Annotated in this window: 22 protein-coding genes; 14 read left to right on the top strand and 8 right to left on the bottom strand. The window is 73.5% G+C overall.

The window, feature by feature from the left end:
• Positions 1 to 43: 43 nt before the first annotated feature.
• The gene (locus tag RIN46_RS10175; protein WP_309080981.1) at positions 44 to 721 is read right to left on the bottom strand and encodes a Crp/Fnr family transcriptional regulator; all 678 of its coding nucleotides are present in this window, start codon (positions 719 to 721) and stop codon (positions 44 to 46) included.
• Positions 722 to 867: 146 nt separating this feature from the next.
• Between RIN46_RS10175 and RIN46_RS10170 the strand changes: the two genes are divergently transcribed.
• Complete coding sequence (locus RIN46_RS10170) at positions 868 to 2,061, top strand: MarP family serine protease (RefSeq protein WP_309080982.1); 1,194 nt, start codon at positions 868 to 870, stop codon at positions 2,059 to 2,061.
• Positions 2,062 to 2,156: 95 nt separating this feature from the next.
• Here RIN46_RS10170 and RIN46_RS10165 read toward each other — a convergent pair whose 3' ends face one another.
• Positions 2,157 to 2,639, bottom strand: coding sequence for a hypothetical protein (locus RIN46_RS10165; protein ID WP_309080983.1), 483 nt, complete (start codon positions 2,637 to 2,639; stop codon positions 2,157 to 2,159).
• Positions 2,640 to 2,828: 189 nt separating this feature from the next.
• On the opposite strand from RIN46_RS10165, the gene RIN46_RS10160 reads away from it, so the two are divergent.
• Entirely contained in the window at positions 2,829 to 4,139 is a 1,311-nt protein-coding gene (locus tag RIN46_RS10160; RefSeq protein WP_309080984.1) for a histidine kinase, read from the top strand.
• A complete protein-coding gene (locus tag RIN46_RS10155) occupies positions 4,136 to 4,738 on the top strand; it encodes a response regulator transcription factor (protein ID WP_309080985.1) in 603 nt (200 codons plus the stop codon). Before RIN46_RS10160 ends, RIN46_RS10155 begins: the two co-directional genes overlap by 4 nt.
• Here the strand turns inward: RIN46_RS10155 and RIN46_RS10150 are convergent.
• The 3 genes from RIN46_RS10150 to acs form a co-directional block, all read right to left on the bottom strand.
• Entirely contained in the window at positions 4,735 to 5,802 is a 1,068-nt protein-coding gene (locus tag RIN46_RS10150; RefSeq protein WP_309080986.1) for a DUF2332 domain-containing protein, read from the bottom strand. The two genes, RIN46_RS10155 and RIN46_RS10150, sit on opposite strands and share 4 nt — an antisense overlap.
• 2 nt (positions 5,803 to 5,804) lie before the next feature.
• A complete protein-coding gene (gene aroQ / locus RIN46_RS10145) occupies positions 5,805 to 6,293 on the bottom strand; it encodes a type II 3-dehydroquinate dehydratase (protein ID WP_309080987.1) in 489 nt (162 codons plus the stop codon).
• Positions 6,294 to 6,461: 168 nt separating this feature from the next.
• Positions 6,462 to 8,444, bottom strand: coding sequence for an acetate--CoA ligase (acs, locus tag RIN46_RS10140; protein WP_309080988.1), 1,983 nt, complete (start codon positions 8,442 to 8,444; stop codon positions 6,462 to 6,464).
• A gap of 199 nt (positions 8,445 to 8,643) precedes the next feature.
• Between acs and RIN46_RS10135 the strand changes: the two genes are divergently transcribed.
• From RIN46_RS10135 to RIN46_RS10125, 3 genes are read left to right on the top strand one after another with little or no spacing between them, the layout of a single operon-like run.
• Complete coding sequence (locus tag RIN46_RS10135) at positions 8,644 to 9,870, top strand: hypothetical protein (RefSeq protein WP_309080989.1); 1,227 nt, start codon at positions 8,644 to 8,646, stop codon at positions 9,868 to 9,870.
• 3 nt (positions 9,871 to 9,873) lie between these two features.
• On the top strand, positions 9,874 to 10,689 hold the full coding sequence (gene nth, locus RIN46_RS10130) for an endonuclease III (protein WP_309080990.1): 816 nt from the start codon (positions 9,874 to 9,876) through the stop codon (positions 10,687 to 10,689).
• Positions 10,690 to 10,699: 10 nt separating this feature from the next.
• Positions 10,700 to 11,407 (top strand): CoA pyrophosphatase, encoded by a 708-nt coding sequence (locus tag RIN46_RS10125; protein WP_309080991.1) that lies wholly within the window; start codon positions 10,700 to 10,702, stop codon positions 11,405 to 11,407.
• Between the two features lie 32 nt (positions 11,408 to 11,439).
• On the opposite strand, the gene RIN46_RS10120 is transcribed toward RIN46_RS10125, so the two are convergent.
• Positions 11,440 to 13,266, bottom strand: a complete 1,827-nt coding sequence (locus RIN46_RS10120) for a bifunctional 3'-5' exonuclease/DNA polymerase (RefSeq protein WP_309080992.1) — start codon at positions 13,264 to 13,266, stop codon at positions 11,440 to 11,442.
• Positions 13,267 to 13,410: 144 nt separating this feature from the next.
• On the opposite strand from RIN46_RS10120, the gene RIN46_RS10115 reads away from it, so the two are divergent.
• The 7 genes from RIN46_RS10115 (at position 13,411) to RIN46_RS10085 (ending at position 18,995) form a co-directional block, all read left to right on the top strand.
• Positions 13,411 to 14,736, top strand: a complete 1,326-nt coding sequence (locus RIN46_RS10115; RefSeq protein ID WP_309080993.1) for a hypothetical protein — start codon at positions 13,411 to 13,413, stop codon at positions 14,734 to 14,736.
• Positions 14,733 to 16,085 (top strand): TadA family conjugal transfer-associated ATPase, encoded by a 1,353-nt coding sequence (locus tag RIN46_RS10110; protein ID WP_309080994.1) that lies wholly within the window; start codon positions 14,733 to 14,735, stop codon positions 16,083 to 16,085. Before RIN46_RS10115 ends, RIN46_RS10110 begins: the two co-directional genes overlap by 4 nt.
• Positions 16,082 to 16,966 (top strand): type II secretion system F family protein, encoded by an 885-nt coding sequence (locus tag RIN46_RS10105; RefSeq protein WP_309080995.1) that lies wholly within the window; start codon positions 16,082 to 16,084, stop codon positions 16,964 to 16,966. Before RIN46_RS10110 ends, RIN46_RS10105 begins: the two co-directional genes overlap by 4 nt.
• On the top strand, positions 16,963 to 17,610 hold the full coding sequence (locus tag RIN46_RS10100) for a type II secretion system F family protein (RefSeq protein WP_309080996.1): 648 nt from the start codon (positions 16,963 to 16,965) through the stop codon (positions 17,608 to 17,610). Before RIN46_RS10105 ends, RIN46_RS10100 begins: the two co-directional genes overlap by 4 nt.
• Before the next feature lie 186 nt (positions 17,611 to 17,796).
• The gene (locus tag RIN46_RS10095; RefSeq protein ID WP_309080997.1) at positions 17,797 to 18,057 is read left to right on the top strand and encodes a DUF4244 domain-containing protein; all 261 of its coding nucleotides are present in this window, start codon (positions 17,797 to 17,799) and stop codon (positions 18,055 to 18,057) included.
• Positions 18,058 to 18,109: 52 nt separating this feature from the next.
• Positions 18,110 to 18,580 carry a TadE family type IV pilus minor pilin gene (locus tag RIN46_RS10090; RefSeq protein ID WP_309080998.1) on the top strand — a complete coding sequence of 157 codons (471 nt, stop codon included), beginning with the start codon at positions 18,110 to 18,112 and terminating at the stop codon, positions 18,578 to 18,580.
• Positions 18,570 to 18,995 (top strand): Rv3654c family TadE-like protein, encoded by a 426-nt coding sequence (locus tag RIN46_RS10085; RefSeq protein ID WP_309080999.1) that lies wholly within the window; start codon positions 18,570 to 18,572, stop codon positions 18,993 to 18,995. The genes RIN46_RS10090 and RIN46_RS10085 overlap by 11 nt, the downstream gene beginning before the upstream one ends.
• Positions 18,996 to 19,045: 50 nt before the next feature.
• Here the strand turns inward: RIN46_RS10085 and RIN46_RS10080 are convergent, their stop codons facing one another.
• Positions 19,046 to 21,337 carry a DEAD/DEAH box helicase gene (locus tag RIN46_RS10080; RefSeq protein WP_309081053.1) on the bottom strand — a complete coding sequence of 764 codons (2,292 nt, stop codon included), beginning with the start codon at positions 21,335 to 21,337 and terminating at the stop codon, positions 19,046 to 19,048.
• A gap of 98 nt (positions 21,338 to 21,435) precedes the next feature.
• The gene (locus RIN46_RS10075; RefSeq protein WP_309081000.1) at positions 21,436 to 22,101 is read right to left on the bottom strand and encodes a GNAT family N-acetyltransferase; all 666 of its coding nucleotides are present in this window, start codon (positions 22,099 to 22,101) and stop codon (positions 21,436 to 21,438) included.
• A gap of 184 nt (positions 22,102 to 22,285) precedes the next feature.
• Between RIN46_RS10075 and RIN46_RS10070 the strand changes: the two genes are divergently transcribed.
• The gene (locus RIN46_RS10070) at positions 22,286 to 23,251 is read left to right on the top strand and encodes a rhodanese-related sulfurtransferase (RefSeq protein WP_309081001.1); all 966 of its coding nucleotides are present in this window, start codon (positions 22,286 to 22,288) and stop codon (positions 23,249 to 23,251) included.
• The last annotated feature ends 57 nt before the right edge of the window (positions 23,252 to 23,308 follow it).

The raw sequence follows: 23,308 nt of genomic DNA, 5'->3' as shown, positions 1-23,308 counted from the left end.
CGTCGTACTGCGCGGGACTCCGGCGCGGGGCCGGTGCCGCGTTCTAGCGGGAGCGCTGGCGGAGGCGCTGGATGTCGAGGATCACGACGGCGCGCGCCTCGAGGCGCAGCCAGCCGCGCTGGACGAACTCGGCCAGCGCCTTGTTGACGGTCTCGCGCGAGGCGCCGACCAGCTGGGCCAGCTCCTCCTGGGTGAGCTCGTGGGCTACCAGGATGCCGTCCGTCGCCGGGCGGCCGAAGCGGTCGGCCAGATCCAGGAGCGCCTTGGCCACGCGGCCGGGGACGTCCGAGAAGACCAGGTCCGCCAGGGACTCGTTGGTGCGGCGCAGGCGACGGGCCAGGGCCTGGAGCAGCTGCACGGAGACCTCGGGCGAGGTCTCGATGACCTTGCGCAGGTTCTCGTGCCGCAGACCGGCCAGGCGCGTCTCGGACACCGCGGTGGCGGTGGCGTTGCGCGGGCTCGGGTCGAAGAGCGCCATCTCGCCGAACAGCTCGCCCGGACCCAGGACGGCGAGCAGGTTCTCGCGGCCGTCCGGAGCCGTGCGGCCCAGCTTGATCTTGCCCGAGACGATGAAGTAGAGCTGGTCGCCCTGGTCGCCCTCGCGGAAGACAGAAGCGCCGCGCGAGAGGTCGACCTCGGTCAGCTCCTCCGTCAGTGCGGCGAAGACGTCATCGCCCAGCGTCTGGAAGAGCGGTGCGCGGCGAAGTACCTCGATATCCATGAATTCTCCTGTCCAAGTTTGATAGCGCTCTGCTTCATTCTGCCGTACCGGTCGCCCCTGTGACACCTTCCACAGGGATGACTTAGGTTTTCACCGTCGAGGCGCACCCGTGGCGGGCACGGCCGGTCGACGTAGAATCACTGGCAATGCTATTGGGATTCAGCTGGCTCGACGTCATTCTCGCGATCATCCTCGTGGGCTTCCTCGTGTCCGGGTGGCGCCAGGGCTTCTTCGTGACCCTGGGGCGCATCGTCGGGCTGATCGCCGGTGCCGTCGCGGCGTTCTACGCCGTGCCGATCGTCTCCGACTGGGTCCCCGCCGCCGGGTGGCGGCTGTTCTGGATGGTCGCGGTCGTCGTCGTGTTGATCATCATCGGTCAAGCTATCGGTACGGCGATCGGCGCGCGAATCCGCCTCTGGCTGAACCTGCCCGCGCTGAAGTCCTTCGACCGCCTGATCGGGGCCGTGGCCAATACCGTGGTGGCCGCGCTGGTGATCTACGCCCTGTCCTTCTCCGCCGCCGCCATGGGCATCCCGACGGTCTCCCAGGCGCTCGCCAACTCCAAGGTCATCGGCACCATCCGGCACTACACCCCCGAACCGATCGAGGAGGGCCTCGCGAACGCCCGGTCGATCGTCATGGACGAGACGCTCCCGGAGCTGATCGAGCCGTTCGCGCCCACCGACGTGGCGCCCGCCCCGGATGCGGAGGAGCCTCCGGCCGGGCCGGGCATCGAGGCGGCGTCCGACGCCGTCGTCCGGGTCTCCGGCACGGCGTTCGAGTGCGGTGTGAACCAGACCGGCAGCGGCTTCGCCATCGCCGAGGACCGTATCCTGACCAACGCCCACGTGGTGGCCGGCGTGACCGAGCCCGTGGTCACCACCCGCGATGGGCGGGCGCTGCCGGCGACCGTGACGCACTTCGACCCCGATCGCGACCTCGCGGTCCTCGACGTCGACGGGCTGGACCTGCAGCCGATCCCCGTCGGCGAGGATCTGGCGACCGGCGACCCGGCCGTCTTCATGGGCCACCCGGCCGGCGGACCGTTCCGTGCGCTGAGCGCCACCGTCCAGTCGCTGCGCTCCGTGGCGGTCCAGGACATCTACGGCGGCGAGCCCGCCCCGCTGAGCATCTACCAGCTCGGCGCGGCGATCGAGCAGGGGAACTCCGGCGGGCCGCTCGTCGACGACCAGGGGCGCCTGGTCGGCGTCGTCTTCGCGAAGGCCGTCGGGGCCGACGACGTCGGTTACGCGCTCGCGCTCGAGGAGGTGCAGCCGGTCGTCGCGGCCGCCGACGACTACGGCGACCGCGTCTCCAGCGGGGCCTGCAAGGCCGCCTGAGCCGCCCGAACAGGCCGAGCCGCCTGCGCCGCCGCGTGCCGCTCCGGGCGGCCTTACCTCGAGGAGGCTCGGCGCTGCCGGGAGGGCGCGGCCCGTCAGATCGAGGTGAGGGCCGTCAGGCCGAGCACCGCCAGCGTTCCGAACGCGGCGCCCCAGAGGACGATCGAGATGCTCTGCCAGAGGATCACCTGGTCCTTGGAAGCACCGATGCCGACCATGAGCATCGAGGTGATCTGGCTGGGCAGCACCCACTGCCCGAGCAGGCTCACACCCGGAACGCCGAAGCGGTTGAACATCCGGAGGAAGCGCTGCTGACCCCGCGACGGCTCGCGGCGGGACCGCTCGGCCAGGCGACGCTGGATGCCCGCGCCCAGGGTGACCAGCAGGAACATGCAGAGCCAGTTCCCCACGACGGCGGCCAGCACCGCGGCCCACACGGGCAGCCCGACCACAACGCCGATCACGGACCCGAAGTAGGACTCCACGAACGGGATCGCCCCGGCGAGGGCGATGACGAGCGCCTGCAGCAGGGCGGGGAGCGGGGTGGCCAGGTCCTGCAGCCAGTTGATGACGTCCATGGTGTTCTCCTCGGGTCGGGTGGAGCCGTACGGTGCGCGGCGGGTGCCGCCGTGCCACCGGTGCGCTTCTGCGTTCGACCACCAGTCCACCAGCGGCGGCGGGGCCCGCCCAGTGCCATGGCGGCCGGCGATCCCGTGCATTCCCACACGCGGCGCATCTGACAAATGTCACTGTCCTACGCTGGTGCCATGAGCCTGCCCCGTACCGTCCACGAGCGGAACTCGCACCGTGCCATGAACGCCTTCTGGTGGTGGACGTGGGCTTCCCTGGTCTTCCTCTACGCCGTGATGTACACGATGGCGTTCGGCGAGCTGGTCCGCGGCAACGAGGCACTCGGCGGCGGCACCGCCGCGCGGGTCTTCGGCATGGTCCAGCTGGCGCTGTTGAGCGCGTCCGCCCTCGCCGCGGTCCTGACTTCGCTCCAGTTCCGCAACGGGTGGCCGGACGAGGGCCCTGCCGCCTGGCGGGTGGCCGGCACGGTCGGCCTCGCCCCGCTCCTGCTGGCTCTGAGCAGCTGGGCCACCCCGGAGGCCGGGCTGGCCCCGCTGCTGCCCCTGTGGCTGGCGGTGTCCCACATCGCCTGCCTGGTGGCCCGGCCCGCCCGTTGGCGGCTGTTCTGGGCCGGCACGGCGCTCGTGGCGGCCATCGCCGTCGTCTTCCGGATCCTGCACCCGGACGCCCCCTGGATGACCGGGGACGACTCCGGCGGCGGTGCGGGACCGGTCGTGGTGCTGGTCTACGGCGCACTGATCCCGCCGATCGTGCTGGGGTCCGTGTGGTGGTGGGACGCCATCGTCCGCCTCCAACGGGGCCGCGCTGCCGAACGCGAGCTGGCCGTGGCCCGCGAGCGGCTGCGCATCGCCGCGGACCTCCACGACATCCAGGGGCATCACCTGCAGGTCATCGCGCTGCAGGCCGAACTGGCCGAGCGGCTCGTCGAACGCGACCCGGCCGGGGCGCTCGAGCAGATCGGGAAGGTGCGCCTCGCGGCGGCCGAGGCCATGGGGGAGACCCGCGCCGTGGTCAGCGGCCTGCGCAGGGTCGGTTTCGCCACGGAGCTGGAGAACGCGGCCGACGTCCTGCGGGCCGCCGGGATCGACTGCCGGGTGCAGGGGTGGGGCCGTGAGCTGGCCGGCACGCCGCGGGAGGCGCTCGGCTGGGTGATCCGTGAGGCGTCGACGAACATCCTCCGCCACGCCCAGGCGACGCGTGCCGAGCTGAGGCTCGAGGAGGGACCCCAGGCGGTGACGCTGACGGTCCGGAACGACGGCGTCGCCCCCGCGACGGCTCCCGGCGGGGAGGCACCGGCGGGGGTGGGCCCGTCCGGCCTGCTGGGCCTGCGGGACCGGATCGAGCAGGCAGGCGGCCGCTTCGAGGCCGGCCTCCGTGACGGGGAGTTCGTGGTGCGCGCCACGGTTCCGGTCACCCCGGTTCCGGGTCCGGAGGCCACCGTCGCGGCGGGCGCACCGAGCGAGCCTGCGCGCGGGGTGCAGGCATGATCCGCGTGCTCGTCGCCGACGACGAGGACCTGATCCGCGGGGCCCTCGTGGCGCTCCTCGGGCTCGAGGACGATCTCGAGGTGGTGGCCAGCACCGGGGACGCGCAGGCCGCCGTCGAACTCGCCGTCGAGCACCGGCCCGACGTCTGCGTGCTGGACCTGGAGATGCCGCCGAGCGACGGGATCGTCGCGGCGGCCGCCATCCGCCGGCGCGTCCCCGCGCGGACCCTGATCGTCACCCGGCACGCCCGTCCGGGCGTGCTCCGTCGCGCGCTGCACGAGGGCGTCAACGGGTTCGCACCCAAGTCCATGCCGGCCGAGGAGCTCGCGCGGGTCATCCGCGACCTCGCGGCGGGGAAGCGGTACGTGGACCCGGAGATCGCGGCCAGCGCGCTCAGCGGAGAGAAATGCCCGCTCAGCGACCGCGAGCTCGACGTGCTGCGCGTCGGGCGGGAGGGTGCGCGCATCGCGGCCATCGCCCGGGAGCTGCATCTGGCGGAGGGCACCGTCCGGAACTACGTGTCCTCCATCCTCGCCAAGCTCGGCGTCGACACCCGGCACGAGGCGGCGCGTCTGGCCTGGGAGAACGGCTGGATCTAGATCTGCTGGCCGTCCTCGGGCCAGTGGCCCCCGGGCACCCAGTGGAGTTCGGCGCCGTGCTGTCCCGTGTAGGCCAGGGGCACGCCGTCGAGCGCGAGCGTGAACATGCCCGCGCGCTCGCGCGGGACGGATCCGCTCGGATCCATGAAGAAGCCCTCGTTGGAGATCCACCGGCAGTCCAGCGTGCGCACCAGCTCCGTGAACCGCTCGCGGACCTCCGGGGGCAGATAGGAGATGACGGCCGAGTGGAGGACGACGGCGGTGTGCTCGTCCGGGACGGCCCGCACCAGGGGCTCGACCCGCTCGAGGAGGTCGCCGCGGTGCAGCCGGACGGGCCCGCCGGGGGCCATCCCGGCGGATCGCTGGTGCCCGGTCAGGACCCCCAGGGCCGCGGTCAGGCGCGCGAGCCGGTCCGTCTGCCCCGGCCAGACCAGGCACTTCAGCCAGCGCGCGGTCTCCGGGTCGGCGCCGTCGAGCGGGTTGAGGTCCACTCCTTGGCGGGAGGCGATCTCGGGCAGCCGGTCCGGCAGCGGCGGGTCGCCGGCGGTCGAGCACGCGAGCAGCGGGGCCCCGGAGGCGAGGTTCTCGGCGCCCAGGACCGCACCGTGGTCGTACTGATAGGCGTAGCGGTCGGGCAGGAGGCACAGGCCGGCGGAGGGTCCGAGTTCCACGAGCGCGAGCGGCTTCCCGGTCTCGCGCTGGATCCGCGACAGGACGGGCAGGAGCGTGGCGCAGCGGGCCGGTTCGTTGGTCTGGGTTCGGCGGACGGCGAGCTCGGCGGCGACCTCGTCCCAGCGGCCGCGCAGGAACTCGGCGAGGACGGGGAAGGAATCGTCGGGGCAGCCGAGAAAGCGTGCGGCCGCGAAGACGAGGTTGGGCTGCTGCTTGTCCGGCGGCAGCCGACGGATCAGGTCCAGCAGCCCGTCGTCGGAGGCGACGCCCTCGGCCCACTCGGCGTACAGCGGGGAGTGCGCGGGGAACCATACGCGCGCGTACTCCGTGAAGCGTCGCGCCGTGTTGGCGCGCTCCGTGCCCGGGTCCGCGGCGTCGGTTCCGAAGAACATGGTCAGGCGTCTCGCTCGTCGGCCCCGGCGGGCCTGCCCGCGGCGCCGGCGGCCTCGAAGAGGTGGGCGAGCTGGGCGATGCCCAGCCGGTAGCCGTTGACCCCCGCGCCGATGAAGACCGCCGCGGCGACGGGGGAGATGAAGGAGTGGTGGCGGAACGCCTCGCGGGCGTGCACGTTGGAGATGTGGACCTCGACGACCGGCAGCTCGATGCCGGAGACCGCGTCCGCGAGCGCGATCGACGTGTGGGTGTAGGCGCCCGGGTTGAAGACGACGCCGGCCGCCTCGAGCCGGGCCCGGTGCAGGGCGTCGATCAGGTCGCCCTCGTGGTTGGACTGCACGAACTCGACGTCCAGCCCGTGGCGGGCGGCCTCCTCGCGGCAGAGCGACTCGACGTCCTGCAGCGTCTGCTGCCCGTAGACCGTCGGCTCCCGCGTCCCGAGCAGGTTCAGGTTCGGGCCGTTGAGGATCAGGATCTTGGGAGCGCTCATGCGCCCATATAAGCACACCGGGAACCGCGGCACACCGCTGCGCGTCACATCTCGGGACGCCGGCGGAGGGGCCGCAGGGCACCGGCACGACGGCGGGTCCCACCCCTCCCGGAGCGGGACCCGCCGTCGTCGGGCGCAGCAGCGCTGCTGACGGGACTGCTGGCAGGGCTACCTGCGCATGTCCTCGGCGATCTTGGTCATCACCGCGGGATCCGAGAGCGTCGTCGCATCCCCGACCTCGCGGCCCTCGGCGACGTCCTTGAGCAGCCGGCGCATGATCTTCCCGGAGCGGGTCTTGGGCAGCTCCGGGACCACCAGGACGTGCCGCGGCTTGGCGATCGGGCCGATCTGACTGCCCACGTGGTTGCGCAGCTCGGTGACGATGTCGTCCCCCTCGGTGGCGTTCCCGCGCAGGATGACGAAGGCGACGACGGCCTCTCCCGTGGTCGGGTCGGAGGCGCCCACGACGGCGGCCTCGGCGACCTTCTCGTGCGAGACGAGCGCGGACTCGATCTCCGTGGTGGAGAGCCGGTGGCCGGAGACGTTCATGACGTCGTCGACGCGGCCCAGCAGCCAGAGGTCGCCGTCCTCGTCGCGCTTGGCTCCGTCGCCGGCGAAGTACATGCCCTCGAAGCGGGACCAGTAAGTGTCCGCGAAGCGCTGCGGGTCGCCCCAGATGCCGCGGAGCATCGAGGGCCACGGGTCGCGGACCACCAGGTAGCCGCCCTCGCCGTTCGCGACGGACTCGCCGGTCTCGTCCACGACGTCGACCGTGATGCCGGGGACCGCGACCTGGGCCGAGCCCGGCTTGGCGGCCGTGACACCGGGCAGGGGCGTGATCATGTGGGCGCCCGTCTCGGTCTGCCACCAGGTGTCGACGATCGGTGCGGGGTGCTCCTTCTTCTCGCCGTTCCTCCCGGCATTGGACCCGATGACGTCGCGGTACCACATCCAGGCCTCGGGGTTGATGGGCTCGCCGACGCTGCCGAGCACCCGGAGGCTCGAGAGGTCGTAGCCGTCCGGGATCTCGCGGCCCCACTTCATGCAGGTCCGGATGGCCGTCGGTGCCGTGTAGAGGAGCGAGACCTTGTACTTCTCGACGATCTCCCACCAGATGCCCTGGTGCGGGGTGTCCGGCGTCCCCTCGAACATGACCTGCGTGGCGCCGTTGATCAGCGGGGCGTACGCGACGTACGAGTGGCCGGTGACCCAGCCGATGTCCGCGGTGCACCAGTAGACGTCGGTCTCGGGGTGGAGATCGAAGGTGTCCCGGTGGGTCGCCGCGGACTGGACCAGGTAGCCGCCGGTGGTGTGGAGGATGCCCTTGGGCTTCCCCGTGGTGCCGGAGGTGTAGAGGATGAAGAGCGGGTGCTCCGAGTCGTGGCCCTCGGCGGTGTGCTCGGCGCTCGCGGCGGGCACGACGTCGTGCCACCACTGGTCGAGTCCGTCGTTCCATTCGACGGGCTCGCCGTTGCGACGGACCACGAGCACGTTCTCGACCGTGTGGCCCGGCGCGGACAGCGCCTGGTCGACGGCCGGCTTCAGGCTGCTCGGCTTGCCGCGGCGCCACGTGCCGTCGGCCGTGACGACCAGCTTCGCCTCGGCGTCGTCGATGCGCGAGCGCAGCGCATCGGCCGAGAAGCCGCCGAAGACCACGGAGTGCACCGCGCCGAGCCGGGCGCAGGCGAGCATGGTGATGACGGCCTCGGGGATCATCGGCAGGTAGACGGCCACCCGGTCGCCCTTGGCCACGCCGAGTGAGGAGAACGCGTTGGCGGCGCGTTTCACCTCCTCGGTCAGCTGCGCGTACGTGTAGGTGCGGGACTCGCCGTCGGCGCCCTCGAAGTAGATGGCGACGCGGTCGCCGAGGCCGGCCTCCACGTGGCGGTCCAGCGCGTTGTAGGCCGCGTTGACCTTGCCGCCCACGAACCACTTCGCCACCGGCGCGCCGGACCAGTCGAGGGTCTCGGTGAAGTCGGTGTCCCAGGTCAGCGTCTCGCGGGCCCGATCGGCCCAGTAGCCCAGACGGTCGGCGGCCGCACGCTCGTAGAGCGAGGCGTCCGCCACGGCATGGGCGGCGAAGTCGGAACTGGGCGGGAAGGCGCGCTCCTCGTGCAGCAGGTTGTCCAGTGCGGAAGTCGCTTCGGTCACGACGGATCCTTTCCGTTCAGTGGCGGGTCGTCTGTGTCACAGGTTACACAGGGGCTCCGGTCTCACGTGTCGGCCGTCACGGTTCTGGGGATGGGAGGCGCAGAATCTGCGATGAGCGGTCGGGGCCGGGCGGGGGCGCGGGAAACGCCGCGGCCTACTAAGCTCGGGAGGCAGACGGCACTCGCACAAGGAGACGGTGATGGGCTCGAGGATCGACAGCGCCCCGGACGCGGGCACGCCCCCGGAGACGGCGGCAGGGGAGACGGCGCCGGAGCCCACCGCCCGGGCCCGGGCCGATCACGCGGACCCGGCTCCCGCCGCCGGCGAGGGGGCCTGGCCGCCGGCCCCCGCCGCCCTCGGCCTGTGGACGCTCCGCGACCTGGTGGTCGTGGTGTCCGCCGGTGTGGTCCTGGTCGGCTCGGTCCTCCCGTTCGCGTTCATGCAGGCGCTCACGAGCGCCTGGCTCCAGGCCGGATGGCAGTTCAACCAGTTCGTCTACTTCCTCCTGCCCCTGGCCGTCGGCGTGGCGTTCGGGTGGCGCCGTCTGGCCGGCCGAACGCGCGTCCGGTGGGCCTCCCTGACCCTGGACCAGATCGGGTCCGTCGTGGCCGTGCTGTCCGCCGCGTACTTCTTCTTCGCGGGGATCAATCTCATGAGCCCCGCCTATGTGCTCTGCCTCCTGGGTGCACTGGGCCTGGTGGCGGGCACGACGGCGGCGCCCTACATCGGTGCGTTCGCCGGGGACTTCGCCCCGGGGGAGGGGCCGTTGCTGGCCCGGCCCGTGCGTCCCGTGGCCCGCCGTGCGGGCGCGGCGGAGCGGCGGACCACCGTCGTGCCCGCGGCCGAGGCCCAGCACCCGGCACGAGCGGTGCGGCAGGACGGGAGACCGTCGTCGGACGAGGCGGCCGGCGTGCCCGTCGCCGGAGGAATCGCCCCCGGCGGACCCGGCCGCGCCCCGGGGACGGACGGTGCGGTCATCGACCCGGCCGCCCGGGGTCCGGTGGACGCCCGCGGGGACCTCGCGGGCGGGGGCCCGTCCGGAGGGGCGGGTCAGCGGCCCGCCCCCGCGGGACTCGTGGCCGCGACGAGCGGAGCGCCCGCCGTCGAAACTGACCCCGCGCCGGCGCCCGCGAGCGTCCCGGTGGTCCCCGGCGGAGCGGGAACGGGCGGCGACGACGTCCTCGCCGCCGTCGAATCGCCGTCGCACCACGGGACGGTCCAGGCGCCCGAGCCGAGCGAGGCCTTCTGGTTCGCCGTCCCCGCCCCGCGCGACGCCGTCGACCCGGAGACGCGCCGGCCGCTCTTCGCGGTGCAGCCGGGCGAGTGGAACCTGGCGCTCGCCGAGCGCGGCGACCACCTGCTGGTGCAGCACACGGACGGGCGGATCGGGCTCCTGTTCGACCTCGAAGCCATCCAGCGGGCCTGACGCATGCCGGAGCAGACGCAGCGCAGGGCGGGCTCGGCCCAGCCGGAGTCCCGGCTGGCGCTGAAGCGCCGGGCCCGGAGGATCTACCGCGGCCTCGTGGAGACGTATCCGTACGCCGTCCCGGAGCTGGACTTCGAGACGCCCTTCGAATTGCTCATCGCCACCGTCCTCTCCGCGCAGACCACCGACGTGCGCATCAATGCGACCACGCCGGTCCTCTTCGCGAGGTACCCGGACGCGCTCGCCCTCGCCCAGGCCGACACGGCCGAGCTCGAGGAGATCCTCCGGCCCACGGGCTTCTACCGGGCCAAGGCCCGGAACGTCCAGTCGCTGGCGCAGCGCCTGGTGGACGAGTACGACGGCGAGGTCCCGCCCCGGCTCGAGGACCTGGTCACCCTGCCGGGCGTGGGGCGGAAGACGGCCAACGTGGTGCTGGCGAATGCCTTCGGCGTCCCCGGGATCACTGTCGACACGCATTTCGGGCGACTCTCGCGCCGCTTCGGCTGGACGGCCTCGGAGGACCCGGTGAAGGTCGAGCACGAGGTGGGCGAGCTCTTCGAGAAACGGGACTGGACGATGCTGTCCCAGGTGGTGATCTTCCATGGCCGGCGGATCTGCCATGCGCGCCGACCGGCCTGCGGCGCGTGCCCGGTCGCGACGTGGTGCCCGTCCTACGGCGAGGGCGAGACAGACCCCGAGAAGGCGCGAAGGCTGCTGAAGTACGAGCTCGCGCCCGGTCGCGAGGAGCTGCTCGCCCACCTGCTCGCCGGGCGGACCCGGCGCGAGCTGCGCGAGCTCGGCTACGGCCTCGGAGCGTGAGGAGGCCGCGGTGACCGCCACGGCCCAGGACGTCCGGGCCCAGCTGCTGCAGCTGGTGGCCCGGCACCGGGCGCTGCGGGCCGGCGGCGCCGATACCCGTCTGCCGGAGGAGTCGCGGGTCGCGACGGCCGACCCGGCGGTGCTGCGGCGGGCCGCGGTGCTGATCCTCTTCGGCCGGCTCGACGACCGGCCCGCCGTGCACGCCTCCGACGCCGTCCCGGAGGACCTGGACCTGCTATTCGTGGAGCGTGCGACGACGCTGCGCCAGCATGCGGGGCAGGTCGCCTTCCCGGGCGGGAAGGTGGACCCGACCGATGCGTCCGTCGTCGACGCGGCACTGCGTGAGGCGGTGGAGGAGACCGGGCTGGACCCTGCCGGCGTCGAGGTCCTCGGCACGCTGGTCGATCGCGAGCTGCCCGTGAGCGACTTCCTCGTCACGCCGGTCCTGGGCTGGTGGGCCCAGCCGTCCGAGATCTTCGTCGTCGATCCGGAGGAGTCGGCGCACGTCTTCCGCGTCCCGGTCGCCGACCTGCTGGATCCGGGGAACCGCGTGCTGACGGTCCTCGAACGGGACGGGCGCCGCTTCGAGGGGCCCGCGTTCCGGATCGGCGGCACGCTGATCTGGGGCTTCACCGCAATGGTGGTCTCCTCGATCTTCGACGAGCTCGGCTGGACCCGGCCGTGGGACCGGACCCGGGAGCACCGCATCCGGCGTTAGGCCGGGCTGCGAGGCGGAGGGCGCGGGAGCGGCTATTTGGCCTGGTCGTAGGAGTCGACGACCGCAACGGTCACGGGCGTCTCCACCAGGTCGGAGCGGAACACCAGGGCGGTCGCTCTCGCCGCCGCCTCGTGGACGATGGCCACCACCTCGTCGACCTGCGCGTTGGGCACGTGCAGCATGACCTCGTCGTGCAGGAAGAACACGATCCTCGAACTGAGGTCGGGGAGCCGGTTGCGCAGGCCGTGGCGGATCTGGCCGAGCCAGCACAGCGCCCACTCGGCGGCAGTCCCCTGCACCACGAAGTTCCGGGTGAAGCGGCCCCGGGTGCGGGCGACCGAGTCGGCGCGCGCCTGGTCGGCCGCCGTCGCGTCCACGGAGTTGGCGGCCCGCCGGGCCGCCACGAAGGCCGCGTCCGGCGGGGGGCATCCCCGCCCCAGGAACGTGGTGACGATCCGTCCGGCCTCGCCGTCCCGCGCCGCCTGCTCGACCAGTGCGACGGCGAGGCCGAACGTCCTGCTCAGCTGGCCCATGAGCCGGCCCGCCTCCCCGGTGGTCTGGCCGTACATGGCGCCGAGCATCGCGAGCTTCGCCTGGCTGCGGTCCCCGCCGAAGCCCATGTTCGCGATGCCCTGGTAGAGGTCCTGGCCGGTCGATGCCGCGGCGAGTGCCTCGTCGCCGCTCATGGCGGCGAGGATCCGCGGCTCGAGCTGGGCCGCGTCGGCCACCACGAGCTTGGAGCCGTAGTCGGCGTGCACGGCCGAGCGGATGGTCGCGGGGATCTGCAGGGCCCCGCCCCCGCGCGCGGACCACCGTCCGGTCACGACGCCGCCGACCGTGTAGTCCGGCCAGAACCGGCCGTCGTGGATCCACGCCTCGAGCCAGGCCCACCCGTTGGCGGTGAACAGGCGCGAGAGCTTCTTGTACTGCTCGAGCGTCTCGAGGGAGGGGTGGTCGTGCTCGGCGAGCTCCCACTGGCTGGTGCTCCGGACATCGATCCCGGCCCGGTGCAACGCGCGCAGGAGCTCCTGCGGGGAGTCGGGGTTGAGCCGGGGCGCGTCGAGCTGTTCGCGGAGGCGGTTGGCGATCTCCTCGAGTCTGGCGGGCCGGTGCCCGGGGGCGGGCCGGGGGCCGAGCCGCTCCTCCAGCAGTGCCCGGTGGAGGTCCGCCCGCCACGGCATCCCGGTGGCGCGGATCTCCGCGGCGATGAGGGCGCCGACGGTCTCCGCCGTGGCCAGCAGCTCGAGCTTGCGGCCCGGGACATCGGCCGGGATGGCGGCGTGCTGGGCCCGGAACTCCTCGGCCACCGTCTCGACGCTCGGGCCGGTCGCGGCCGGGGTCGGTGCGGCGAAGAGCGAGTCCTGTCCCGGGCGTGCGTCCAGCCCGGCCCGGCGGCTGTCGGCGTGCTCGGCGTCGCGGACGCTGGCGTCGTCGTGCTCGACGACCGGCGGGAGGGCCTGGGCGTAGGCGCTCCGACCGGTGACCGGGGAGCGCTGCAGGATGGTGCGGATCAAGCCGACGTCCCACGCCCGGTCGACCGTGTGCGAGTCGCTGAGCAGGAGGGCGTACCAGCGACGGGTCGACTCCCAGACCCAGCGGAGGGCCCGTGACTCGCAGTAGGTCACCAGGTCCGCCAGATCCGCGAACGTGAAGGACTGCACGGGCAGCATCGAACGGCCGCGCGCATCGAGGAACAGGACGGCTCCCAGGGGTTCGCCGGCTCCGGGGCCGTCCCGTCGTGGTGCCGGCGCGTCCTCCTTCTCGGGCAGCCGACGCAGATCGAACGGCGCGGGCGCCGGCTCCGCGGACCACGCGGCGACGACGACGTAGGACGGGCGCTCCCCGCTCGATGCATGCACACGGACATTGTGGCAGGGGCGGACCACAGGATGCGTCGGCGGCCTGCCCACTCGTCCTCCACAGGGCGGCCGACGCCCCCCTCCGGTCCACAGGGCGTGCGGTGGGGAGTCCGCGGGCGGGCCTACCGGCGGGAGACTGACGGCATGAAGGAGCAAAGATTCGTCGCCTCATCGTCCGGGACCAGCGAGCCGGGCCGGCGGCCCGGTGCCCGTCAGCGGGGTGGACCGCGACGGCAGCCCAGCTGCCACCTGCTCACCGCCGACACGGCGCACACGGACCTTGTCGCCCTGATCGCCGCCGCCGCGGGGGTCGAGCTGTCCGTCCACGCCGAGGCATCGGCGATGGCGGCCGCCGTCGGCGACGGGGTCCTGCTCGTGGCCGCGGACATGCTCGACTCGTTCGCGGCGGCGGCGGACCACGGCGGTTCCAGCCCCTGGGCCGCGTCGTCGGGCGGCCTGGGTCCCGGGGCAGGCGTGGTCTTCACCGGCGCGGCTGCGGACCAGGCCCGGCTCTGGCGCGCCGCGGCCCTTCATCCCGGGGCACGCGTGGCCGTTCTGCCGGAGGCGTCGGCGTGGCTCGGCGAGTACCTCGGCGCCCTGACGACGACCGACGGCGATGGTCGTGTCGCCCTGTTCGTCGGCGCCTGCGGAGGTGCAGGGACGACGACCGCGGCAGCGCTGACGGCGGCAGCCGCGGCACGGGCGGGGTACGACGCCGTGCTCGTCGACGCCGACGCGGCCGGGGCGGGACTCTGGCCGCTTCTGGGGACCGGCCCCGCGGACGGTCTCACCTGGGAGGACACGGTCGATTCGCACGGCCGGATCCCACCCCAGCAGCTGCTCGAGATGCTCCCCTCCGTCGAGGGCCTGCGCGTCATGACGAGCCTCGGCGGTCCCGGGACCGGCGCCGCGGAGACGTTCCGTCCGGGGCCGTACGTGTCGAGGGCCCGCCAGGGCGCTCCGTCGGCCCCGGGAGCCGCGGGCCGGCTGGGACCCGTCCTGCGGGAGGTCCTCGCGGCGGCCGCTCGGGCCTTCGAGGTCGTCGTCGTGGACGGCGGCCGTGGTGTGCCGCAGCAGGTGCGGGAGCTCGCCCACACCACCCTGCACGTGATCCCGGCGGAGCGGGTCGCCCAGCTCGGACTCGGCGACGGGCGGCTCGCCTCACGCGGCGGCCACGCGTACGCCGTCGTCACCGGCCGGCTGCCGACCGGCGCCGACTCCCCGTCGATCGCCCGGCACGCCTGGCTCCCGCTCGCCGGGCACCTTCCCCGGATTCCGGCGGTGCAGCGTGCAGGTGCTGACGGCCGACTCCTGCACACCGTCGCCAGAGGAGCCGTGGCGCGCCGGATCGCGCCCCTGCTCTCCGTCTGCGCGCCGCAGGGCAGCGGAGCGGACGGGCCGACGGCCGGGCCTCCGTTGGACGACGCTCCCTCGGTGTCGCCGTCGGCCGTCGCCGGGGTGAACCCATGAACATCGGAGAGTCGGGACCCGGGGACCGGCATCTGGACGAACGCCTGCTGGAGGAGGTGCGCACCAGGGCACTGGCCCAGTCCGGGCGGATCACCGGCGCCGACGTGGCCGAAGCCGTCCGCGCGTCGGGCCTGGTGGTCGGCAGCGGCTCCACGGCCCGGGTGGTGCGGATCCTCCAGGAGGAGCTGACCGGCCTCGGGCCGCTGCAGCGCTACGCGGAGCGGCCCGGCGTGACGGACGTCCTGGTCGACGGCGACGGCGCCGTGTGGCTCGACGGCCCGGAGGGGCTGGACCGGGCCGAGTACCGATTCCCCGACGCGGAGGCCGTGCGCCGGCTCGCCGTCCGGCTCGTCGCTGCCGGGGGCCGACGGTTGGACGAGGCCGAGCCCTGCGGCGACGTCGTCGTCGGTCCTTACCGTGTCCATGCGGTCCTGCCGCCCGTGGCCACGGGAGGGCCCGTGATCTCCGTGCGAGTCCGGGCGCCCAACACGGTCCACCTCGAGGGACTGCTGGGGAGGGACAGCCCCTGGCTGCCCCTCCTGCGCAGCATCGTCTCCGCTCGCACCAACTTCCTCGTCAGCGGCGGGACCGGCTCCGGCAAGACGACGCTCCTGAGCGCGATGCTCGCCGCGGCCCCGCACGGGGAGCGGCTGATCATCGTCGAGGACTCGCACGAGCTCGCCCCCGACCACCCGCACGTGGTCAACCTGCAGTGCCGGGCCGGAAACGTCGAGGGTGCGGGAGCCGTCACGCTCGACGAGCTCGTCCGCCAGTCGTTGCGGATGCGGCCGGACCGGCTCGTCGTCGGCGAGTGCCGAGGCGCCGAGCTGCGCGACTTCCTGGCCGCCATGAACACCGGGCACGACGGCGCGGGCGGGACGCTGCACGCCAGCTCGCCCGGCGCTGTGCCGGCCCGGCTGGTCGCCATGGGTGCGCTCGCCGGACTCGGACCGGAGGCAACAGCGCTCCAGGCCGCGAGCGCGGTGGACTTCGTCGTCCATATGCGCCGCCCCCGCAGCACGGAGCGCCCGGCCGCAACCGGCGGGCCGGCGGCCGACCGGGCAGCGGCGGGCCGGACCACGCCCGCGGCGTCGCGGCGAGGCCCCGAGGCGCTGGCCGCGATCGAACTGCAGGGCGGCGCGCTGACGGCCGTCCCGCTGGCCCGGACCGGCGCGGACGGCCGGCTCGAGCTGAGCGCCGAGGCCCCCCGGCTGCTCGGCCCGCTGCTCGAGCACGGTCTGCCGACAGAGGTTCTGCGGGTCGAACGGGCAGACGAACCGTCGGAGGCTCCGGCCGGTGAACGCGCCGTGCCGCGGCACCGGTTCAAGCCGGTCCGGGACGCCGCATGAGCCAGGGACTGCTCGTCGTCTGCGCCGCCGCAGCGGCAGCGCTGTCCGTCCTGCTCCTGCTGCCCCGCGGTCCGCTTCTCCCGGCTGCGGGGCGTACTGGCCCCGCCGGACGGATCAGCCCGGCAGCGCACGCCGGAGCCGCCCCCTGCGGTCCCGCGAGCAGGCTGCAGGATGCCTGGCTGGCCCGGGGCGGGAACGGGGAGGTCGAGGCCCACACGCGGGCCCTGCGCCAGCTGGCAGCGCTCCTCGAGTCAGGGCGGGTGCCGGCCGAGGCGTGGGAGATGCTCGGGAGTACCTGGTCGTCCGGCCCGCGGGGCGAGGCCCGCGAGCATCGCCGGCGGGACGACATCGTGGCCGCCGCCACGGCGGCGCGGACCGCCCACACGCTGGGCCGGCCCTCCTCCCAGGGGATCCGCCGGCACCTCGAGCGAACCCCCTACGGGCACGTCTGGGAACGAGTGCACTGGTGCCTGCGCCTCAGCGAGGAGACCGGGGCGCCCTTGGCCGCGCTCCTGGAACGACTGGCCGAGCAGATCGAGGCGGCGTACGACTTCCACCGGGCCCGGCAGTCCGCACTCGCCGGGCCCCGGACCACGGCGCGCCTGCTCGCAGGCCTCCCAGCAGTCGGTCTCCTGCTGGCGGTCCTGCTCGGGGCCAGGCCCGTCGACCTGCTCCTGGGTCATCCGCTCGCCCAGCTCAGCTTCGCCGCGGGCCTGGCGTTCTGGTTCCTCAATCACGCCTGGACGCGGAGGCTGTTGCGCAGAGCGAACGGCACCGCGGAACCAGGCCGCTCGGCACCGCCCAGCATCTCGGCCGCAGCCGCCCGGAGAGCGGGGGCCCGCCGGGACGCGGGCCCCGGAGAGCCGTGGAGGCGTCGATGAGCGGGCTGGTGGTCGTCGCCGCCGTCGCCGCGGCGGTGTCGGTGTGGGTCGCATGGGGGCCGTCCCCCGGCTGGCAGCGACGCCAGGGCGGAGGGGCCGGACGGGACGCCGGGCTCGGGGGCGTCGGGCAGGCGCTACCCGGGACGACTGGCCGCGCCGGGGCGGGCGGCCCGCCCGGCCCGGGGGCCTCGGCCCCGGACGGTCACGGGGCCGGGGCAGTCCCCGTGGGCGAGGCCGATGTCCCGCTCCTGCTCGAGCTCAGCGCTGGCCTGCTGCAGGCGGGACAGCCCGTGTCCGGGGTGCTGACGACGCTCTCCCGCGTGGTCCCCGGGTGCGAGCCCCTGGCGAGGGTCGCCCACGCCGTGCTGGCGTCGGTGGAGTGGGAACGGGCCTGGGCCGAGGCGCCTCCCGCCTTCCGGCCGCTCGCCGAGGCCCTCGGATTCGCGCACCGCTCGGGGGCCGCCGCCGCCAAGCTGCTGCGCACAACGGCTGCCGAGCACCGGCGCGCGTCGGTGCGCGCGGAGGAGCGCCGCGCCGCCGAACTGGGTGTCCGTCTCGTCGTTCCGCTCGGGCTGTGCGCGCTGCCCGCCTTCGTCTGCATTGGGATCCTGCCGCTCGTGATCTCGATGATGCCGGACCTCTGATCCGCCGGGCCCCGGGAAGGGAGCGCGCGGATCGACCCCGGCATTCGACTCGTCCTCCACACCCGCACCGGGACCGAGAGTTCTGCAGAGCCGGACACGCTGGGGACGCGGCGCCAGCCGCGCGGGAGCAGGCTGGAGTCAGACCAGCGGAACCGCTGGCCGCAGCATCGATGAAAGGCAGGAGCCATGCAGCACGCAACAGCAGCAGCACCGACCGAGGAGAACGCGGAGATCGTCGACCTCGCGCAGTTCCAGGAGCCCGGCGGCACGGAGGAACTCACCTTCGCCGGACCGGAGTGGGCCGGCGAGCACGGGATCGCCACCGCCGAGTTCGCGATCGTCGCCCTGGCCGCAGTGGCATTCGCGGGCGTGCTCGTGACCGTCCTGTCCAGCGGGGACGTCAGCGAGCTGCTGATGGGCCTCGTCCAGAAGGCGCTGTCCTACTGACCCCCACGGGGCCCGCGCCCGGCCCGACGAACCGTAGAGCGAGGAGACCGAGATGAAGCGCAGAGCCTGGACCGCCCGGCGACGCCTCGGCGGCGATCCGGCCCGGCACGCCCCGGGCGGCGATGGGACGGTCGTGGTCCGGCGGACAGTGTCCGAGGGCCGGGCCGCGGAGCCGGGTGATCGGGGGAGCAGCACCGCCGAAGTGGCGGTGCTGCTCCCCGCGATCGCGGTCCTGCTCGTTGTCGGGCTGGGCATCGGGTCCGTCGGGGTCGGGCAGATCCAGATCGAGGAGGGCGCTCGAGCGGCCGCGCGCGAACTGGCGCGCGGGGAGAGCCCCGAGACCGCCACGGCGGCGGCCCGACGCCATGCGGGCGGCGACGCCCGCATCAGCATCTCGCCTGGGGCGGAGTACAGCACCGCGAGCATCAGCCGGAGCATCCGGATCCCCGGAGTTGGCGCCGAGCTCCTCACCCTCGAGGCGACGGCGCAGGCCAGGACGGAGGCGTCCTTCGATGCCGGCTGACTCCCCGCCCAGCGCCGAACGTGGCTCGGGCACCGTGCTGATGGTCTCGGTAGTCGCGGCCATCGCCCTCGCGATCGCCGCAGTGCTCGTCGTCGCGCACGTGGCCGTGCAGGCGACACGGGCGGCGTCGGCGGCAGACCTCGCGGCGCTGGCCGCCGCCGACGCGGCCCGCGGCCTGGCCAGCGGGGACCCCTGCACCGTGGCGGCCGATGTCGCCCAGCGGAACGACGCCGTGCTCGTCTCCTGCGCCCGCAGCGGGAGCGGAGGCAGCATCGTCGACGTGGTGACGTCGATCCGGCTCGTCGGCGAGTGGGCGCCCTGGCCGGGCCGCGGGCCTCCCGGTCTGGAGGCGACGGGCGCGTCGCGCGCTGGTCCGCCGCCGACCCCGTGGAGCCCTCGTGAGGGAGACCACTGAGCCCCGCCCCGGTGACCGGCCGTCCGCGCCGGGCACCGGCGTGCACGCCCCTACCGGGCGTCGCGCAGGAGCCGGCGCAGGAGAGCGACGGCCCCGGCCTTGCTCAGCGGGTTGTTCTTGTTGCCGCACTTCGGCGACTGGACGCACGAGGGACAGCCCCAGTCGCACTCGCAGGCCTCGATGGCCTCCAGTGTCGCCAGCAGCCATGTCCGGGCCCGCTGGTAGCCGCGCTCCACGAACCCTGCGCCGCCGGGGTGGCCGTCGTAGACGAAGATCGTCGGCGACTCGGTGTCGGCGTGCATGGCCGTGGACACTCCGCCGATGTCCCACCGGTCACTGGTCGCGACCAGGGGCAGAAGACCGATCGCGGCGTGCTCGGCGGCATGCAGGGCTCCCGGGACCTCGTCCGGGGCGACGCCGGCCGAGACCAGGTCCGCCTCGGAGACGGTGAACCAGACCGCCTTGGTGTCCAGGTCCCGCGGTTCGAGCTCCAGCGGTTCCTCCCCGAGGATCTCGTTGCTGGAGACCGACTTCCGCTGGAAGCCCACGACCTGCGTCGTGACCCGGACATCCCCGTAGTGCATCCGCACGGAGCCCCAGTCAGCGGCCGTCTCGACGTCGAGCACCTTGACGCTGGTGATGTCCCGGGCCTGCGTGTAGTAGTTCGGGTTGGCGCGCCGGACGAGGACGCAGTGGTCCTGCTCGTTCAGCTCCTCGACGATGTACGTCTGGCCCTGGTGGACGTACACGGCCTCCGGATGCGCCTGGTAGTGCGTCTGGGGCGAGTCCATGGTCCCGAGCAGGCTGCCGGTGTCGGCGTCGATGATGCTCACCGGCCCGCCCCCGTCGGCCCGCAGATTGACCATGGCGGCGGCGGACTCCGGATGCGTCCAGTACCAGCCGGAGGGCCGGCGCCGCAGGTACCCGCGCTCGACCAGCCGGTCCAGCAGTTCGCCCGCGGTCGGCCCGAACAGGTCCACGTCCTCACGCCGCAGCGGGTGCTCGGCCGCGGCCGCGCAGAGGTGCGGACCGAGGACGTAGGGGTTCGCCGGGTCGAAGACCGTGGCCTCGACCGGCGTCTCGAAGATCGCCTCCGGATGATGCGCCAGGTACGTGTCCAGCGGATCGTCGCTGGCGACGAAGACCGCCAACGCGTCCTGCCCGGCGCGCCCGGCGCGCCCGATCTGCTGGTAGAAGGAGGCGCGGGTCCCCGGCCAGCCCGCCACGACGACGGCGTCCAGCCCCGACACGTCGATGCCGAGCTCCAGTGCCGGGGTCGAGGCGATGGCCAGCAGCTCGCCCGAGCGCAGCTGGCGTTCGAGCTCTCGCCGCTCTTCGGGGAGGTATCCCGAGCGGTAGGCGGCGACGCGGTTGCGCAGTTCCGGGTGGACCTCGTCGAGCATGCTCTGCGTGATCGACGCGATCGTCTCCGCTCCGCGCCGGGACTTGATGAACCCGATGGTCCTGACGCGCTCGCAGACCAGGTTGGCGATGAGGTCCGACGTCTCGGCGATCGACGTCCGCCGGCGCGGCGCCCCGTTCTCACCCTTGGCGTCCGTCAGCGGCGGCTCCCACAGGGCCACGGTCGTCTGCCCGTGCGGCGAGAAGTCGGTGGTCACGGCCGTCGCCCGGGCGCCGATCAGTCGGCCGAAGGACTCAGCCGGCTCCGCGCTCGTCGCGGACGCGCCGATGAAGACGGGGTCGGAGCCGTAGTGCGCGCACACCCGGCGGAGCCGGCGCAGCAGATTCGCGACGTGCGAGCCGAACACGCCGCGGTAGCTATGGGCCTCGTCGACGACGACGAAAGCCAGTCGCTTGAAGAACCGGGCCCACCACGCGTGGTTCGGCAGGATCCCGTAGTGGAGCATGTCCGGGTTGCTCAGGAGGAAGTTGCCGTGGTCGCGCAGCCACCGCCGCTCGCCGCGCTCGGTGTCGCCGTCGTACGTCGCCGCCCGCACGTGCGGGAGGTCGAGCGCGCCGACGGCCGCGAGCTGGTCGGCGGCGAGTGCCTTGGTCGGGGAGAGGTAGAGGACCACGGCGCCGTCGCCGTTCGGCGCCGCCTCGGCGGACGACACGATCCGGTTGAGGGCCGGCAGCTGGTAGGCCAGCGACTTGCCGGAGGCGGTACCGGTGGCGACGACGACGTGCTCGCCGCCGTGCGCTGCCATCGCCGCCTGGACCTGGTGGAGCCACGGCTGCTGGACGCCGAGACGCTCGTAGGCTGCGACGATGCGCGGGTCCGCCCAGTCGGGCCAGGGGCCGTGGACGGCGTCGCGGGCCGGGAGGATCTGGGTGTGCAGGAGCTGCTCGGGGGCCGGGCCGGACCCGAGCAGGGGGATCAGCGAACCATGGCTGACCTGGAACGCACTCGCTCCGCCCGGAGTAGGTCCCGAAGCGGCCGGTGCGCCGGTCGGCCCGTCGCTGGGAGCGGGTCGGCTGCTCAGCTCTGCGCTGCCTCCAGCGTCACCATGGCCCCCAGCGGCGTCCAGCCCAGGTACCCGTAGAGGGCCTGGCCGTCGAGGGACGCGACGAGCAGGCCCTCGTCGACGTCGTGCTCCAGGGCCAGCGAGGCCAGCGCCCGCATGACGAACGAGCCTAGACCGCGGCGGCGGTACTCGGGGGCCGTGATGATCCGGTCGAAGACGGCGAACCCGTCCACGACGGAGACGTGGCCGCTCGCGGCGACGACGGCCGAATCGTCCTCGAGGTGCACGGACACGTAGGCGCGTGTGCCGTCGCGCTCGGTCTGCAGGACGAAGCCCTCCGGGTTCCGCGGAAGCTCCACGTCCTGCTCGCCCATGTCGGTCACCATCAGGACCTCGTTGGCGTCCACGGTGGCGAGGGCGAGATCGCCGGTCGCCCCGAGGAAGCCCTCGGCGTCCTCGACGAATACGGTCAGCCTCCGCGCGGGGTGCTTCCTGAGCGTCTCTGCGATGGCGGCGAGCTCACCGATCGACGGCTCGTGGATGACGTACTCCCAGTCGCCGATCGTGTCGTGCCGCAAGGCGGCGTGGACGCGACCCTCGTGCCGGCTGTCGTACCCCCGGGCCGAGGACCAGCCGGTCACCCACGTCTTGATCAGTTCGTCGCTCGCAGTCGATCCCATGCGTCGACCCTACCGCGAGACCGCAGGGTCGAGCAGAGTCGATGCACAACTGTTGCCGAAGACGAAAAAGGGCTCGGCCGCGGGCCGCCCGTCGCGCTGGGGCAGGCCTGGACGTCCCGCCGCCGTGGCTCCGTCCGGCCGGGAGCCGTGTGCTGGCGCGGGTGCCGGACAGTACCCTTGAAGGGTGTCTGTCAACCGCATCGTCCTCTACTACGCCTTCGCCCCGATCCCCGATCCGGAGGCGATCCGCCTCTGGCAGCGCTCGCTCCTCGAGCAGCACGGATTGAGGGGGCGCGTCCTCGTCTCCCGGCACGGCATCAACGGCACCGCGGGCGGCGAGGTCCGGGCCCTGAAGGCCTATGTGAAGGCGACCCGCGAGTACCCGGCGTTCCGGACGATGGACGTCAAGTGGTCCGAGGGGTCGGCCGAGGACTTCCCCCGCATCTCCGTGAAGGCCCGTGAGGAGATCGTCTCCTTCGGCGCCCCCGGCGAGCTCGAGGTGGACGAGAACGGCGTCGTCGGCGGCGGCGAGCACCTGCGTCCGGAGGAGCTCCACGAGCTGGTCGACCGGAAGCGGGCGGCCGGCGAGGAGGTCGTGTTCTTCGACGGGCGCAACGCCTTCGAAGCGGAGATCGGCCGCTTCAAGGGCGCGGTCGTCCCCGACGTGCGGACCACCCACGACTTCGTCGCCGAGCTCGACTCCGGCAAGTACGACGACCTCAAGGACAAGCCCGTCGTTACGTACTGCACCGGAGGCATCCGCTGCGAGGTCCTCTCCTCCCTCATGGTCAAGCGCGGGTTCAAGGAGGTCTACCAGCTCCAGGGCGGCATCGCCCGCTACGGCGAGACCTACGGCGACTCGGGGCTGTGGGAGGGCTCGCTGTACGTCTTCGACCGGCGCATGCACCTGGAGTTCACGCCCGACGCCGTCACCATCGGCCGCTGCGTCTGCTGCGGCGCGGACACCAACAAGTTCGAGAACTGCGCCGACCTCGCCTGCCGGAACCTGCGCCTGTTCTGCGCCGAGTGCGCCCGGGACGAGACGAAGCGGCTCTGCCCGGACTGTACGGTGGGGCGTGGGACGAGTACGACGGCGGCGGGTCCTGCGGCGGAACCCGCGGCGGAACCCGTCGAGGCGGTGGCCCGTTGAGCGACGCCGGAACAGGGCACGATCCGGCCGACGGCCCCACCGGGGTCCCGGCGGCCG

Source organism: Zhihengliuella sp., from assembly GCF_031178195.1.
Classification (GTDB): domain Bacteria; phylum Actinomycetota; class Actinomycetes; order Actinomycetales; family Micrococcaceae; genus Zhihengliuella.
Note: the sequence above shows the minus strand (reverse complement) of the source record. Positions and strands in the feature narration are given on the sequence as shown.